At 43.8% G+C, this 16,869-nt stretch carries 12 protein-coding genes; 2 read left to right on the top strand and 10 right to left on the bottom strand.

Annotated features, from left to right (window positions below; genetic code table 11):
* Window positions 1-91: 91 nt before the first annotated feature.
* The 6 genes from LJ707_RS01375 to LJ707_RS01350 form a co-directional block, all read right to left on the bottom strand.
* Window positions 92-1,588, bottom strand: coding sequence for a calcineurin-like phosphoesterase family protein (locus LJ707_RS01375; RefSeq protein ID WP_228948940.1), 1,497 nt, complete (start codon window positions 1,586-1,588; stop codon window positions 92-94).
* A 67-nt stretch (window positions 1,589-1,655) separates the two neighbouring features.
* The gene (locus LJ707_RS01370) at window positions 1,656-2,231 is read right to left on the bottom strand and encodes an RNA polymerase sigma factor (RefSeq protein ID WP_228948939.1); all 576 of its coding nucleotides are present in this window, start codon (window positions 2,229-2,231) and stop codon (window positions 1,656-1,658) included.
* Between the two features lie 138 nt (window positions 2,232-2,369).
* A complete protein-coding gene (locus LJ707_RS01365; RefSeq protein ID WP_228948938.1) occupies window positions 2,370-2,549 on the bottom strand; it encodes a hypothetical protein in 180 nt (59 codons plus the stop codon).
* A 68-nt stretch (window positions 2,550-2,617) separates the two neighbouring features.
* Window positions 2,618-3,709 (bottom strand): AI-2E family transporter, encoded by a 1,092-nt coding sequence (locus tag LJ707_RS01360; protein WP_228948937.1) that lies wholly within the window; start codon window positions 3,707-3,709, stop codon window positions 2,618-2,620.
* Between the two features lie 41 nt (window positions 3,710-3,750).
* Window positions 3,751-3,987, bottom strand: coding sequence for a hypothetical protein (locus tag LJ707_RS01355; RefSeq protein ID WP_228948936.1), 237 nt, complete (start codon window positions 3,985-3,987; stop codon window positions 3,751-3,753).
* A gap of 138 nt (window positions 3,988-4,125) precedes the next feature.
* Window positions 4,126-5,676, bottom strand: coding sequence for a CotH kinase family protein (locus LJ707_RS01350; RefSeq protein WP_228948935.1), 1,551 nt, complete (start codon window positions 5,674-5,676; stop codon window positions 4,126-4,128).
* A gap of 148 nt (window positions 5,677-5,824) precedes the next feature.
* Here LJ707_RS01350 and LJ707_RS01345 point away from each other — a divergent pair, with 148 nt between their 5' ends.
* Together LJ707_RS01345 and LJ707_RS01340 are read left to right on the top strand one after the other, a co-directional pair.
* Entirely contained in the window at window positions 5,825-6,304 is a 480-nt protein-coding gene (locus LJ707_RS01345) for an Lrp/AsnC family transcriptional regulator (protein WP_228948934.1), read from the top strand.
* Between the two features lie 26 nt (window positions 6,305-6,330).
* The gene (locus LJ707_RS01340; protein WP_228948933.1) at window positions 6,331-7,299 is read left to right on the top strand and encodes an EamA family transporter; all 969 of its coding nucleotides are present in this window, start codon (window positions 6,331-6,333) and stop codon (window positions 7,297-7,299) included.
* Window positions 7,300-7,355: 56 nt separating this feature from the next.
* On the opposite strand, the gene LJ707_RS01335 is transcribed toward LJ707_RS01340, so the two are convergent.
* The 4 genes from LJ707_RS01335 to glgX form a co-directional block, all read right to left on the bottom strand.
* A complete protein-coding gene (locus tag LJ707_RS01335; RefSeq protein WP_228948932.1) occupies window positions 7,356-8,456 on the bottom strand; it encodes a Gfo/Idh/MocA family protein in 1,101 nt (366 codons plus the stop codon).
* A 92-nt stretch (window positions 8,457-8,548) separates the two neighbouring features.
* On the bottom strand, window positions 8,549-12,760 hold the full coding sequence (treY, locus tag LJ707_RS01330) for a malto-oligosyltrehalose synthase (RefSeq protein ID WP_228948931.1): 4,212 nt from the start codon (window positions 12,758-12,760) through the stop codon (window positions 8,549-8,551).
* A complete protein-coding gene (gene treZ / locus LJ707_RS01325; protein WP_228948930.1) occupies window positions 12,753-14,579 on the bottom strand; it encodes a malto-oligosyltrehalose trehalohydrolase in 1,827 nt (608 codons plus the stop codon). The genes treY and treZ overlap by 8 nt, the downstream gene beginning before the upstream one ends.
* Window positions 14,560-16,701, bottom strand: coding sequence for a glycogen debranching protein GlgX (glgX, locus tag LJ707_RS01320; RefSeq protein ID WP_228948929.1), 2,142 nt, complete (start codon window positions 16,699-16,701; stop codon window positions 14,560-14,562). Before glgX ends, treZ begins: the two co-directional genes overlap by 20 nt.
* Window positions 16,702-16,869: the final 168 nt, after the last annotated feature.

Here is a 16,869-nt window from a genome sequence, read left to right as displayed (position 1 = left end):
CGTTTATGAAGTAATTGTTAAGCATCACCTAAAAACAGGAAAAGCTGCCCTGCCAAGCAGGAACAGCCCTCCATCAAGTGAAAAATCTTTATTATACCAGGCTTAGGTCCTGGCTATACTTATTGCCGAAACGATCTGTAGCCGTAACGCTTATCTTTTTTGCTCCTGCTGATGGTTTGGCAAAGAACAGGTGATCAGTCAAAGTCGGATCAACCCATTTATGTTTTTTAGGGAGCTGGTCGCCTTTGTAAAGCTCTACCGTCCATGGATCATAGTCAATACGTTGCTCCATGTTGCCTTTTAACACGCCATCCTCATACCACTGTACCGTCCACTTGCTGTCCCAGTTCCAAACGTTGGCCACCACTTCATCAGGCGCGGTTTGCAGATATCCTTTTTTATATATTTTAAGCTGATAATCCTTTGGTTTACCGGTTGATTTATAATACCAACTGATATCGCCGCCTTTAACCTCGTACACCGCATAACCGGCCGGCGCGCCGTCACTGCAAATAGGGCCTGTCCACCATGCACCGCAAACCGTGCCGTGTACGTGCTCTATCATGTTACGGTCTTCCCATTTCTCGTTCATGTGGGTATGGCCCGACATGATGTGTACCTTATATGGTGCCAGTATTTTATATAACTGCTCGCGGTTAGACACCACGCCGCCTAACTCATCCTCTTTAGCATTCGCACGGCGTTTAACACCGGTATTGGTTGGTATATGTAATGACACTACCACCGTTGTACCCGGCTTTACGTGCAACAGATCCTGCTCCAGCCATTGCAACTGCGTTTCGGTAAGGTAACCTATGTAGCGTTTAGCTGTACCGATAAAAAACACATCATCCAATACTACATAATGCACCTGCCCGCGGTTAAATGAGTAATATGTTGGACCAAAATTCTTTTTAAAAGTTTGTGCCGAGTAATCATCGGTACGGGCATCCAGATCCATATCGTGGTTACCTATCAGGTTAAAGAATGGTATGCCCGACATGCTGATGGCCTTTTTATAATCCTCGTAAAGCTCAAAGTGATCCCAAACCAGATCACCGCAACCAATGCCGTGCATCAGCGTACCGGCAGGGTATGATGCTACCAGATCCCGAAGATCAGGCGCCGAGGTTGCTAACATAATGTCAGCATCCTTTTTTGAGATAATTTGCGGATCGGCCCAAACTACAAAAGCGTGATTGGTATCTTCCTTTTCAAGACGGGTCAGGTTAAAATCAGCCTTGAATATTGTTTGGCTGTTATCAATCTGCTTAAAAAACTGGGTAATGCTTTTTTCGTGAGGAAATGCATAACCGGCAGGCAAACTGATGTACACAAACTGCGCGGTTTTATTACTTAGCAGTTGGTAGTTACCACCCTTATCGGTAAGTACCATGTTAATACCATCAGTAACAGCAACATTGGCTACCCCCTGCCCGTTGCTAAGCACACGGCCCTTTAGGGTAATATTAGCAATATCAACTTTTTCGGAAGCGGCAACTGCCGGTTTGGCGTTAATAACCGCCGGGATGCTCAGCATAGCCCCGGTTATGCCCAGGCCTTTAATAAAATCTCTTCTGTTCGACATATGTTTAATTACAAGATATCTTTTAAGCAAAGAGCAAAGCCAGGCCGGTTTTCACCGAAAAAAATCGTTAAATAAATGTTAACATTATATTAACCAGCAGCAGCCCACCGGCAATGGTGGCGCGGTCGTAATTTTCGTGGCGCATGTAGTAGCCTAATTGTTCAATGGCTTCGCGCATGTGGTATTCTATCTTTTTTTCGGTAACATCAAGTACTTTGGCTATCTCATGATTTTTTAAACCGGTAAGCCGCAGTTGGATGATCTCCTTACGCATGGCCGGCAGTTTATTGATCATCCGTTCAACAATCTTTACCGACTCCTTAGCCACTAAACGTTCAAACGGGCCAAAGGCCTGTTCACTAATATTCCAGCAATTCTCAGTCAACTCATCTGTTTGCCTTGCTGTAAGCGCTTTTAAAGCACCATTTCTCGCCGCACGAAACAGATAGGCTTTGATGTTTATTATTTGCAGATCATCTTTTTGCATCCACAGGTTAAGAAACAAGTCCGACAAAACATCCTTCGCTTCGTCGTCATCCTTAACCATGGTGTGCACGTACCTGAACAGGGACGAGTAATGTTCCTTGAAAATAGTTTCAAGATTATGGAGGGTACTTATTTTAACTTCACTTACCGTTTGCATGCCAGATGCAAAATTAAATGGCTTTTACCCCCCGGCTTACATCAACACTATTAATTTTATGTTAATTCTATCGCAGTGTGTTTGTTACAATTAAATTGCGTTAAAACATAAAAACAGGCTTTTGGCCTGTTTTTATTACTATTTTTTGTTCTCCTGCTTGCGGATATTATCCCGGTTTGATGTTTGGTCGGCCCGTTGAGCGCCGCCATTGGTTATGCCTTTTGATTTGGCTACTTCGCGGCTATCATTAAATGCCCTGTCTGCAATGGAGTTACCCTGAAAGTTTCCGGTGTTTCTTAGATCCTGTCCCTTTTTCATAACTATGGTTTTAAATTAACAGATGCGCACTAATGCGCAACCACCTTATTAAAACAATAACTGTACCGCTAATTTTTTTTGAAGACGGATTTAATTTTATCCAGTATGCCGGTGTTTGACTTTTTGCCTTGCGAACCGATCAGGAAACCATAAGGTTTAAGTTCGGGCACATTATCACAAATAATTTTGATTATGCCTATACCCGGTATGGCTAATATCATTCCGGGTACGCCCCATATCAATTCGCCAAGTACTATAGCCATAATAGTAAACAGCGGGTTAACGCTAACCTGCTCACCTACTACCAATGGTTCAAGTATATAAGTTTGGGTAAACTGTATCAAAAAGTAAGTGCCAAGCACGCCTGCTACCATACCTCCATCACCACCCTGAACTACTACAGCCAATACTGTAAGCGAGGTACCGGTAACGTTGCCCACAAAGGGTACAATCTCTAAAATACCACACAGCACTGCGAAAAATATAGCATTCTCTACCCCTACAATACTAAAGCCTATGCCGTATAACACCCACAGCATCACAATCATTAAACTTAAACCACTAAGATATTTTTGGGCCACGCGTGCCGAATCATGCACCACCTCGTCGGTACGCTTTAATTGCTCATCAGGCACTATTTTAAGTATAAATTTTTTGATGTGGCTACGGTAATACAGCAGCAAAAACATGTACACTAAACCAAGCACCATATTTACTGCAACGCCCATTATTGAACTTGCTACCGCTGCGGCCATACTGCCCGCGTTACCCGCACTGCCCGGCTCGGTTTGCTGTTTAAGCATATCATCCTGCTGTTTCATGGATATGCCTACGGTGTTATTTACCCAACGCTTAACATCTAAAAGCATTTGTCCAAGCCGTTGTTTCATGGTATCAACGTTGGTTGAAAATTCGCCAAGTTGTAGTGATAACAGATAAATGATCACTGCGACTGATAACACCAATGTAAATACTGATAGGAAAGCTGAAACCCCGCGAGACAGGCCTTTGGATTCGAGGTAGTTGCTAAAGCCGATAAACAACATTGCAAACAAACCCGATATGGTTATGGGAACTAAAAACTCTTTTGCAAAATAAAGCCCGCTAATGAGCAAAAACAAAAGAAAAAGCACAAGAACACTGCGTTGAAGTTTAGCCATGACTAAGCAACAAGCATATTGTGATAAAGTTTAAGGCAAACTTAAGCGGAAAGACTTTCGCGAATGCGGCGTGAAATTTCTTTAAGCATTTCTGAACCGCTTAAACGCTCGTCAATATCCGTAAGCTCCTGATTATTGGTATAGGCAAGCGTAGCCATATGCTGATCGTTTATTGAAAGATCAAACATATCACCATCTTGAATTACTTTAATAAATGCGGGCGCTCCCCAATATGTTGCTACAAACATGATAGGGTTTAGTAACAATGCGGTATTCATAAGTATTGAAAAATTTAGTGTGTAAGGATAGTAACACATAAAGATACCACAATGTTTTAACATTTTAATAAATATTTACATTTATTATTAATGTATTCATAACATTTATTAGGGAACACCCATCAATTCAACAATCGCCTACCATCGGTTTATCTCAATATCAAGCCAGGTTATGCGTTTTGTCAGCCAGCTTTTGATCTGGCTAACCTCGTTATCATAAGTTCCAAGAATGAGCGGGTTTGGCCAAACATACTCGTTAAGTATTGGCCAGCGCTTAAAGTTTTGCTGTTGCGACAGGTTGATGTACTTATAATTGCTGTCAATATCAGTATATATACCTTTGATCTCATTCCCTTTGATCTGGTTCCAGCGATCTTTAACTTTTTTACGGAAGACAGCATCCTCAAACAAGCGCGAATACCATGGGCCATCTTTTATCCACCACCCGGTTGCCTGCGTGGCATCTGAATAATCAACATTACCAATGGCCAGATCAAAGTCCCACAGCGGGCCAAGCGTCAGTTTGCCGCCCCTATCCTTATAAAAAAAGATGCTGCTAAAGTCCTTAGCGTCCTGATTCTTCATTATTTCCTGGATGATGTAATAGTTTACAAACGAGTTTACATCAATATATTTGGCATATCCCTCGTTAGGGTCGGCAAAGTTATCGGCAAATATGGCATCCTCGGTTTGCTGCACATAGCCACTAATGTAATTGAACTGGGCATCCGGTATATCTTCGGGTGATTTTATAGTAAATGGTATATTATGCGAAGTGCGGAACCAATATTCTTCATCCAGGCGCTGATCCCACTCTAATAAATAACCACCGGTAATTTTATCAGCCGCAACATCGCCCTTTTTAAGTTCGGGTACGTTCACCCTGTTCTCATGCACTTCAACCTGCTCGGTAAGCAGGTAGCTGCCAATATATTCGCCATTAAGCACCACCTCAATAAAACGGCTGTCGGGCGTAAAACCAACACCGAGCTTTTTACCCAGGCTAAAAGCAATGCTGGTGCGCATTAATGTTTTGTCGGAGTAATTGGCAAGCAACACCCAGTTTTTGGCAGCGCCAATACCCAAAACAGCCGTTTTATCATTAAACTTTAAACGATATGGCTTTTTGGGATGGCCCCAGGTTGAATTTCCCCTACCCTTTATTTGCAGTGGTATGGTTAGCTTTTCCTGCTCAAATTCGCCATTGGTATTAATAACCAATGTACCGGTTACATAATTATCCTTCGAGTTTACAGGTGCGCTGGTGGTTAGATAAAATACAGGTATCCCCGTAAAATTCTTAACCTTAAAATTATAGTTACGGGTTAACCCTTTAGGCGTAGTTAAAGCGTAAGTTACGGGTTTGGTAAAATCAATTTTAGTAGTACCGCTTACCAGCAGCGTATCATTAGCCTTTACAACTGTACCGGCAGTTTTGGTGGTAAAAGTAACCACCAGTTTTTTACTGTTTTTGATAGACGGAATAAGCGCTGTTATATCATTATCCTTTATGGTTGCCTTAACATCCGCAGTTAGCAGATCAGGATTATTTTTGGCCTCGATGGTTACCGAGGTAAGCATCACCGTATCAGCTTTTTCAGGCTCAGGTACAGGGTCGGTTTCTTTGGTACTTTTACAACTCCACGCGGCTACAGCTATTAATAAGCAAATAGTAAATCTTTTAATCATAATTGGTTTTTAGAAATAATTGGTTCTTCAAATATATGATCTTAATGTTTAAGTAACATTAAATTTACAATATAGAACTAAAAAGAATTTTATTCATATTTATTTATATTTTATTGAATTTAATTCTGAATTATATTTAAATTTGAGAATGATTTTAGAAAACGATCTAATTCTTGATAAAACCGACCTGCACATATTACGCCTGATGCAGGATAACGCGCGTATATCAAACGCTGATATAGCACGCGAGGTGGGTATGGCCCCATCAGGGGTACTTGAAAGGGTTAAGAAGCTGGAACAGAAAAATGTGATAATGCAATACACGGCAGCCATTAACCCATCAGCGTTAAAACAGAATTTGCTGGCATTTATAGCCATTAAAGCCAATGAGGGCCCGGCTAATATTGAGGCAACCAAGCATTTGGCGGCCATACCCGAAGTGCAGGAAGTGCACCATGTGGCCGGAGATGATTGCTACTTGGTAAAAGTGCGCACATATGACTCGGCATCGCTAATGAATATAATGCGGAACCATTTAAGCAAGATACCCAATATTGTGAGTACCCGCACAACCATAGTGCTTGAAACCGTGAAAGAACAACAGCAACTGGTAATACCCGAAGCTTAATTAAAAATACTTAAATACCGATACCTATGTCAACCTCAGAAAACAAAGCATCAACCGTAATGGTGATCGTATCCTTTGCATTGGTATACATTGTATGGGGCTCAACATATTTTTTTATACAGATGGCCCTGCAAGGGATGCCTCCCTTTTTTTTAGGGGCAGCCCGCTTTTTAGCGGCAGGCAGCATTATGCTGATATGGTGCATAATTACCGGCGAAAAAGTTTGGAATTTTAAGTACAACAAGCACGCCATGATAAGCGGCGTGCTGTTGTTATTTGGCGGCACCGGCGCGCTCATATTGGGCGAACTTGAAGTACCAAGCGCGGTTTCGGCCATCCTGGTATCAGCAGCGCCCATATGGTTTGTTTTATTGGATGCCGGGCATTGGCGCGAAAATTTAAAAAGCCCGTCAACCATCATCGGTTTACTGATAGGCTTTGGTGGCGTGGTAATGCTGTTTGGCGAGCAGCTTAGTGGCGCCATGCACACTAATGGCGCCTCAAAACTGCCTTATATGGCCATATTGGTTTTTGGATCTGTTATATGGTCGGCAGGGTCGTTATATTCAAAATATAAGGCAGGCAGTACCTCAACTACGGTAAATACCACCTGGCAAATGCTGGCAGCAGGCATCGCTTTTATTCCCTGCAGCATAGCGCATCATGAATGGAATGGGTTAAAAATAAGCGAAATACCGGCTGCATCATGGTGGGCGGTGGCTTACCTGGTAATATTTGGGTCGATAGTGGCGTTTAGCGCGTATGTATGGCTGTTAAAAGTTCGCCCGGCCACACAGGTAAGCACTTACGCTTATGTTAACCCCGTGATTGCGGTACTGCTGGGAATTTTGTTTGCAAATGAACAGATAACACCTTTACAGATCAGCGGACTGGTGATCATCCTGAGCAGTGTACTGCTCATTAACCTTGCAAAATACCGCAGCGCCAGAAAGCCTGCCCAGGTTACAACCGAGCAGAAATGCGCCAATGCCTGATAATAAATTCATTGCTCACAAAATACTCCTTCCGGAAATTTTGTGGGCAATTACATCTACCCTATTTTTTCCTTTTTACCTGATGCTATACTTCTGTAAATAGCATCTATCACCTTCAGGTCTTTTAACCCTTCTTCGCCCGGTACACGTGTTGGTTTTTTATTTAGTACACATAATGCAAAATCGTCCATCTGCGCGGCTTGCTGATTAATATTCTGCATATTCATCACCCCTAAGTGTGTGCTGCCTTTTATACCGCCATAGCCAAAGGCGGGTTCCAGCGCAAATTGTCCCTTTTCGGCTGTGGCTTTCAGATAACCCCAGTTATTGTTATAGCTTGTTTTTCCGGTAGTAATTAGTCCGCCCGAAAATTCCATTTGCCAGGTTATAGTTTCATCAACCTCTTTAAACAGATCGTTATTGGTTTTTTGCTCGGTAGCGGTAACAAACAGTGGCTCCTGCCCCAGCGTGTAACGTGTACCCTGTATGGAATAAACCCCCATATCCATTAGCGCGCCACCACCGGAAAGCGCTTTCTTTAAACGCCAGGCATTCGGGTCGCCACGATAAACGAAACCATTGCCGGTATCGAGCGCGGTAATCTTGCCATAAATGTTTTTTTGCCCCAGGCGCATCATCTCCATATTATGCGGATCAAAATGCAAACGGTAACCGATAGACAGCATACGGTTAGCCTTTTTACAGGCGGCTATCATCTCAGTACATTCGGCAGCATTTAGTGCCATCGGCTTTTCGCAGATAACATGCTTGCCTGCTTTAGCCGCCCTAATAGTAAACTCCTTGTGCATAGATACCGGGAGCACCACGTACACAATATCAATAGCCGGGTTATTAGCTATATCATCAAAGTTGGAGTAATTGTAAATATTCTTATCAGGAATGTTATATTTTTTTGACCACTCGTCAGCCTTTGATGGTGTGCCTGTAACTAACCCGGCAAGGTAGCAGTGTTGGGTTTCGAGCAAGGCGGGTGCAAGCTGCCCACGGCTATAACCGCCCAGGCCAACCAGGGCTATGCCTAATTTTTTACCTTGCGGAAGGAATGACTGCAGTGTTGGCATCAGTGCAAGCGCCCCTGTACCAACCGATAATGTTTTTAGAAAACTTCTCCGGCTGAATGCTTCGCGATCGTTCATGGCTGTAAGAGTTAAATAATAAAATTGGTTACTACTATTGGGTGGTGTATTTTATCAACACACTTAATACCAAATTGTTGCAACCAATTTATTTAAGCCCTATTGTATAATATCGTCCAGTGGAGCAGTTTATGTATATGCTTTTCATCCAACTGCCCGGGTTTTAAACGCCATAACCAGTTTTTAGCTGTTGATGCCGGGGTGTTCATGCGCGTATCTTCATCAAGCCCAAGCAAATCCTGCACCGGGAGTATGGCCATTTTAGCTACCGAACCGAATGCCAGTTTAGCCATAACCTCATGTACGTTACCCTGCTTTGTTTTAATGCCGCTATACGCGGCCAATTGCTTTTTTACCTGTTTATCGGCATCCTGCTTGTACCATCCGGCAGTGGTATTATTATCATGCGTACCGGTATAGGCCACAAAGTTTTCGGTGTAATTATGCGGTATGTAGGCTGACTGCGGCATATTATCACCAAAAGCGAATTGCAGCACCTTCATGCCGGGCAGATTAAAGCCATCGCGCAACTCGTAAACCGCATCGTCAATATCACCCAGATCCTCGGCTACTAAAGGCAGCCAGCCCATTTCCTTTTGCAGCACTTCAAAAAACTCCTTACCGGGCCCTTGCTGCCACTGCCCGTTAATAGCTGTACTTTCTCCCGCGGGCACCTCCCAGTAAGCGGCAAAGGCCCTGAAATGATCTAAGCGTAAAATATCAAACAGCTCCATGTTCTTTTTTACCCGATCAACCCACCATTTGTAATTGGTTTGCTTAAGCTTATTCCAGCAAAAAACCGGCATACCCCACAACTGGCCATCGGCATTAAAATAATCGGGCGGCACACCGGCTACGCCTTGCATTTTACCCTCTGCATTTAAACTGAATATCTCGCGGTTAGCCCATACATCGGCCGAATCATAGCTTACATAAAAAGGCAGATCGCCAAACAGCTTTATACCGAGATCATTACAATATGAGCGTAAACCATTCCACTGCCTGGCGAAAATGAACTGTAGCCACTTGATCTTTGTAATTTCATCAGCGTATTTACGGGCAAAGCCTTTAAGCGACTTATCGTTACGCTGCATATAATCCGTATGCCACTCAAACCAGGGTTTACCTGCATGGTGATGCTTGATAACCACGTAAAGTGCAAAGTCATTAAGCCAGGCGGCTTGTCCAAGGCAAAAGGCATTAAAATCATCCTGCAAAACATTGCTGCCCTTTTTAAAATTTGCCCATGCTATATTGAACAGGTGTGTTTTCACCCGCTCAGCCCCGGCGTAATCAACTTCAATTTTTGATGGCAGGGCATTATCTTTCAGGTCGGCGGCGGTAAGTAAGCCATCAGCAGCCAATAGTTCAGGACTGATCAATAGTGTATTACCAGCCATGCTCGAAAATGAACTGTAGGGCGAGTGGGCATCAAGCATTTCAGTAGGACTAAGCGGTAATAGTTGCCAGTACTTTTGCAAACTATTCTTTAAAGCATCGGCAAATGCCATAGCCTGCGGCCCAAGATCACCCACGCCAAAATTTGACGGAAGCGAGGTAATGTGCATCAGTAAACCCGAACCACGGGGATTTTCCGGTCGTTTAAAGTTGAGCACCGCCAGCGGTAATGCAGGTTTAAATACGTCCTTAATGTACAACTCACCCCCATCAACATTAGCGGCTAAACCAGTAAGCTCATCGGTATATTGATTGGGTAATGTAGCAGGCAGTATTACCCTTGTTGATGCCCAGTTTATCTCTCCGGCTTTAAACTCAGGCGTTATAACCGGTAGATGAAGCGGCAAAGCAGATACCAGCCATTGCCTGCCATGCTGCCGTGCAAATGCTATTACATGTGCTTTGTATTTGCCTTTAACTTTTAGCGGGATATATTGCCCCTTAGCGAACAGATCAGGATATTTGCCGCGCAGGGATAATAATCTGTTGGTAAACCATAACTTTATTTTCGCGCTGTAACGATCATTCCAAAGCTGTTCAATCAAACTTTCATCATCTTGATTAATGGCATTAAGCAATTCACCGCTTAATGTGTAATCAACCGGCCTGCGGTTATCCGGATCAACCAGGCTCAAATCCCAGCGATCACACCCCTGGTAAACATCGGGCACGCCGGGCGCGGTAAATTTAAGCGCTACCTGAACCAGTGAATTGATGATGCCATGATCGGCAAGTTGTTTATGAAAGGCCCTGAAACTCTGCCAAAAAGCGGAATCTTTTTTCAGCAAAGCTGACGCGAAACTTTTGGAGGCGGTTTCATATTCTTCGTCAGGCCCGGCCCATTGCGAGTGTTGCTTACCCTCACGCAAGGCCTTTTCAAGATATTCATGTATACGTTGCTCAAAACCATCATCACCTTCGCTCGGCATCGGGTAAGCGCCTGCAATGGTTTGAAAAATCAGGTATACATCATTAACATCGAGCCTTTTACCTTCTGCTGGTTGCACATTTTCTTTAAGCCATTTTTCAACCAATTTACCCCACACATCAGGCATTGCACTTAAAGCATTAAGTCTCGCGCGTACATCCTCACCTCGTTTGGTATCGTGGGTTGAGGTACCGTTCAGGGCCAGCGGCCAGTGCTGTTGCCTGTCCTGCATTAGTGCGTGAAAATCATCTACAGATATACCAAAGGCATCAGGCGCATCACCAACCTCGTTATGCGCCACAAAGCGGTTATAGGTATACATCAGCGTATCCTCAACCCCTTTTGCCATAAGCGGCCCGGTAAGCTGCATACATCGCTGATAAAAGCGCAGGGCATTAGCGGCATAGTCATCCCCTTTTTCTGAAGGCAATTTTAATAGTGCTGCTTCCAAAAGGTCGGCTACAGGTTTAAGCTCCTTATCGCTATTTTTTACCTGTTTTAAAATATTTTCAACGTTGGCTGCTTCTTTGCACTGCAGGGGCATGCTGTTACCATAGTAGCGGTAAACAGGGCAGTATATCAGCAATTTCGCTATAGCTTCTTTAAGTTTTTCATGAGCAATTTGCTTATGCGTTTCCTCATCTATCAGGTTAAGTTCGCAAAAATATCTGGTAAGGTTAACCAGCTCGCCGGCCATATGATTGTGCAGTATGTAGGCCTTCTTTTCCCAAATATCGCTCTCATCAAACTTTTGCCTGCCTGTAACTTTTTGATATAGCGATGTAAACTGTTTCTCGCTCTCGCGATGCGTTAACAGATTATTTATAGCCGCCAAAAATTCGTAACCGGTTGCGCCCTGTACAGGCCAATCAGCAGGTAGCCTTTCACCTTTTTCCAGTATCTTTTCTACAACAATGTAAGTTTCGTTACCCGTAAGTTTACGAAGTTGCTGTAAATAACCTGCAGGATCATACAGGCCATCAACATGATCAACCCGCAAACCCTGAAAAACACCTTCTTTAAGTAATTGCGATATAAATTTATGATAATGCGCAAAAACCTGCGGGTTTTGCATGTTAAGGCATATCAGCCCGTTAACCGTAAAAAAGCGCCTGAAATTTATACGGCTATCTGTTTCCTGCCAGTTACACAAGCGATAGTATTGTTCGTCTGCAAGCTGTTCAAGTTTTTTGCTGCTCTTGTTTATACTGTTGATGGCCTCGGTTAACAATGCGTTATGTTCAGCATTTGAGAATAATGAATTAAACTGACTTTTCAACTCATTAAACTCTATACAAAAAGCTTTTACATCATCAACCTGATGTGCCTGTTTAATTTGCTGGAGCAGCTTTTTAAGGGAATCATCCTTTGTTTTTATGGATGAGATAACCCATGAATACCCTGATATGTTAAGCGGATATTGGCTATCGTAATAACCCAGGAACAAACTGCCCCGGGTATAACCCAGTTTTAGTTCGCCTTTGCTTATAACATCTGTTAGTGGAGCACCCAAAAAAGGCACCATAATGCGGCCTTCAAACAATTCGCTCGTACCGGAAGTATCAAAAAATGATGCATAAGCTGATAGGCTTCCCTTTTCAAATACATCCATCAGCCAACTGTTTTTTACATCAAAGGCCATATGGTTTGGTACAATATCCTGCACCCAGTTAATACCCGCGTCTTTTAGCCGGGCAGTTACCTGCCTTAATTGCTTTAAAGTACCTATCTCGGGGTTTACGCGATGCGGATCGGTAACATCATAACCATGCGTACTACCCGGCACGGCCTCAAATATTGGTGAGGCATAAAGTGTTTTAATACCCAACTGCTGCAGGTAAGGTATGATATGCTCAAGGTGCGAAAAGGTAAAATCCTTATTGAATTGAATGCGATAGGTAGCTGCGGGATCAAACATAATGGTTGATGTAAATAATAATAGATTCGGGTTCCACAACGCCCGGAGTTACCTCCGAAGCATTGCCGCCCCATTGTTGGTTGGCACTGTTAAGTAATTGTACCCACTGCGGGCCTGCAGGTAATGCTATATTTTGTTGCTGATCAGAGAAGTTCATGGCGCAGCAAACCTTCTCATCACCATGCCGGCGTTGTAATAAAAGCGTGTTCTTTTCTTTATTATAATCAACATTTAAATCACTTCTGTTTAAGTATTTAAGTGCAGGATGTTGCTTTCTTACTTTAATAAGTTCTTTATAAAAAGCAAACATAGTTTGATGCTTACTTTGAAACAACAGATCCCATTGAAGCTTTGAACGGTTAAAGGTTTCCTCAGCTTGCGGATCGGGTGTTTCTCCTTCGGCGTGAAATGCCTTGAATTCCTCACGGCGGCCTTTGCGTACAGCTTCTACCAGTTCCTTATCGGTATGGCTGATGAAGTACTGAAAAGGATTGGTTTCGCCCCATTCCTCTCCCATAAACAACATGGGCATGTACGGACTAACCATTACAGCCGCCGCCATTAGCTTTTGCATCTCAAAACTTACCAGTGTGCTTGTGCGCTCGCCCAACATGCGGTTTCCCACCTGATCGTGATTTTGAGAGAATACCACGAATTGGTTGCCTGTATTTTTTTCGGCTTTGACACCAAATACCTTTTGCCGGTGGGGTGAATAAATGCCATCATACACGTAAGCATCGCGATAAGCTTTAGCTAAATGTTCGATGCCGTTAAAATCAGAATAGTATCCTGTTTGTGGTTCTCCGGCAGTTACCCGCAAAGCATGATGAAATTCATCTATCCACTGTCCATCAATACCATAACCATGCTCTTCTAAAGTATTTATATAAACAGGATCATTCAGGTCAAGTTCAGCAATAAGATGATGTTGCCTGCCGGTTTCGGCAATTAACCGGTTAACATGCTGTTTAATTTCTTTCAGGATATGCACCGGACTCAGATCCTTTATGGCATGTACAGCATCCATCCGCAGCGCATCAATATGAAAATCCCTGAACCACATCAGGGCATTTTCTATATAATACAACCGCACAGCATCGCACCAGGCATCATCAAAATTGATGGCGTTGCCCCAGGGGGTGTGGTATTTATCGGTGAAGTACGCGCCAAAATCGTTAAAATAATTCCCTTCAGGGCCAAGGTGATTATAAACCACATCTAACACCACGGCCAAACCTTTGGCATGGCAGGCATCCACCAAACGCATTAAGCCTTCGGCACCGCCGTAAGTGTTTTGTACGGCATACGGCAATACACCATCATATCCCCAATTCCGATCGCCCGGAAACTGCGCTACAGGCATTATCTCCACCGCGGTAACGCCAAGCTCCACCAAATGATCAAGCTTATCTATAGCCGCCTCAAAAGTACCTTCAGCGGTAAATGTACCTATGTGCAGCTCATAAAAAATATAATCATCAAGCTTTGGATTGGCCCATTTTGCATCCGTCCAGCTAAAGGCAGTTATATCAACTGCCTTTGACGGGCCATGCACACTATCCGGCTGAGCTAATGATGCAGGGTCAGGGCGCTCCTTTTCACCGTTAAGCGAAAAGGTGTAAGTATCACCAGGCTTCAACTTATCGGTACTTAACGTCCAGTAGCCATATTCACCTGCCTGCAAAGCAAGTTCTGACTTTTCATTACCGATCAGCACAGCTACCTCTTTAGCTAATGGCGCCCATAAGGTAACATGAGCAACACCCAGCTTATCAAAACTTACGCCTAAACTGCGCTTATTAATCTGTGGGTTTTTCATGCTTATTATGATGCTGCAACAATACAACTGTACGCCCCTGCACGGTAATGGTATCGCCCGCATGGTGCGTGTTTCCATCAGCTTCGTAGGCTGATGTATCCATAATAACTTTCCAGGTATGGCCAAATTTTTCAGATGGCAGTTTGTAATCTATCGAATCGTGGAAAGCATTAAATATGAGATAATAGCTATCATCCACTATTCTTTCTCCTTTAGGGCCAAGCGAGTGGATACCTTTACCGTTAAGAAATACCGCTAATGATTTTGCAAAATCATGGCTCCAGTTTTCCTCGCTCATTTCGGTACCTTCCGGTAAAAACCAAGCTACATCCTCAAGTTCCTGCCCTTTTACAGGCTGCCCCTGAAACCAGCGCCTGCGCCTGAAGTTAGGGTGCTCTTTACGAAAATGTATCAGCTTTTGAGTAAATTTCAACAGGTCGGTATCGGCGTTTTCCCAATCCAGCCATGAAATTTCGTTATCCTGGCAGTAGGCATTGTTGTTACCTCCCTGCGTACGGCCCATCTCGTCGCCCGCAACCAACATAGGTACCCCTTGCGACAGGAAGAGTGTAGACAGGAAATTACGCTTTTGCTGCGCGCGCAGTTCAAGCACCGCTTTATCATCAGTTTCTCCTTCGGCACCGCAATTCCATGATCGGTTATGGCTTTCGCCATCGTTATTATCTTCACCATTGGCCTCGTTATGCTTTTCGTTGTACGATACCAGATCGTGCATGGTAAAACCATCGTGCGCGGTTATAAAGTTGATACTGGCTGTTGGCCTGCGGTAATCATCCTGATACAAATCAGGACTGCCCGTAAAACGCTGGGCAAATTCACCAAGCATACTGTCCGCGCCGCGCCAGTAATCGCGTATGCAATCGCGGTACTTTCCGTTCCATTCAGCCCATCCCGGCGGAAATTTACCTACCTGATAGCCACCCTCGCCTATATCCCATGGCTCTGCGATGAGTTTAACCTGCGATATAACCGGGTCCTGGTGAATAATATCAAAAAAGGCACTCAGCCTGTTCACTTCATGTAATTCACGCGCCAGTGTTGAGGCCAGATCGAAACGGAAACCATCAACATGCATTTCGGTTATCCAGTAGCGAAGGCTATCCATTATATACCTTAACACATTAGGTAACATAGCATTAAGCGTGTTGCCTGTACCTGTATAATCCATGTAAAAACGCTTATCATCATCAACCAGGCGATAGTATGAGGCATTATCTACCCCTTTAAATGAGAGGGTTGGCCCCATCTGGTTACCCTCGCCGGTATGGTTATATACCACATCCAATATCACTTCAATGCCTGCCTTATGCAGCTCTTTTACCATCGCTTTAAACTCGCTTACCTGCCCGCCGGTAACGCCGGTTGATGAGTAGCGAACATCCGGCGCGAAAAAACCGATGGAGTTATAGCCCCAATAGTTACGCAGCCCTTTTTCAACCAGGTAACGATCATTAACAAACTGGTGTATAGGCATCAATTCAATAGCCGTTACACCCAGATCTTGAAGGTGCTTTATGATAGCCGGATGCCCTATCGCCGCGTAACTTCCACGAATATTTTCAGGAATTTCAGGATGCTGCATGGTTAGGCCGCGTACATGTGCCTCATAAATTACGGATTGGTGATAAGGTGTGCGTGGTAACTGATCGTCCTCCCAATCAAAATTATTGTCTACAACTACTGATTTTGGGATGTACGGGGCACTGTCGGTTTCGCTGTAGCTAAGGTCTTCGTCAGGATGACCAACCTCATAAGCAAAAAGCGAATCGTGCCAGTCAATTACACCGGCTATGGCTTTGGCATACGGATCCAACAATAACTTATTGGGGTTAAAGCGGTGGCCATTTTGAGGTTCATAAGGGCCATGCACACGGTAGCCATATAACTGACCGGGCTTAACGCCGGGCAGGTAAATATGCCACACCTGGTGCGAGCGTTCATAAAGTTTTATCCTGTTTGATTCTGCTGTTGCTTCGGGCGAATCAAACAGGCACAGTTCAACACCGGTGGCATTATCGGCATATAAAGTAAAGTTAACGCCTTCGCCATCCCATGTTGCACCAAGCGGGTACGGTTTACCCGGGTAAGTAATTATTTTCATAGATAGATTTAAATGTTTTAGTGCGGCAGCAGATACAATAAGCACCGGCTGCCAAGGCTGCAGTCTGCTTTGATAACAGCCACCATAATTACAGCAAAACCCCTATAATGTTTAAGCAACGTTTAAAAATGGCTTAAAAAATATCTTATAAGGATAAATAAATATTAA

Source organism: Mucilaginibacter sp. UR6-1 (assembly GCF_020880975.1).
Taxonomy (GTDB): Bacteria; Bacteroidota; Bacteroidia; order Sphingobacteriales; family Sphingobacteriaceae; genus Mucilaginibacter.
This window is presented reverse-complemented; position numbering and strand designations above follow the sequence as displayed.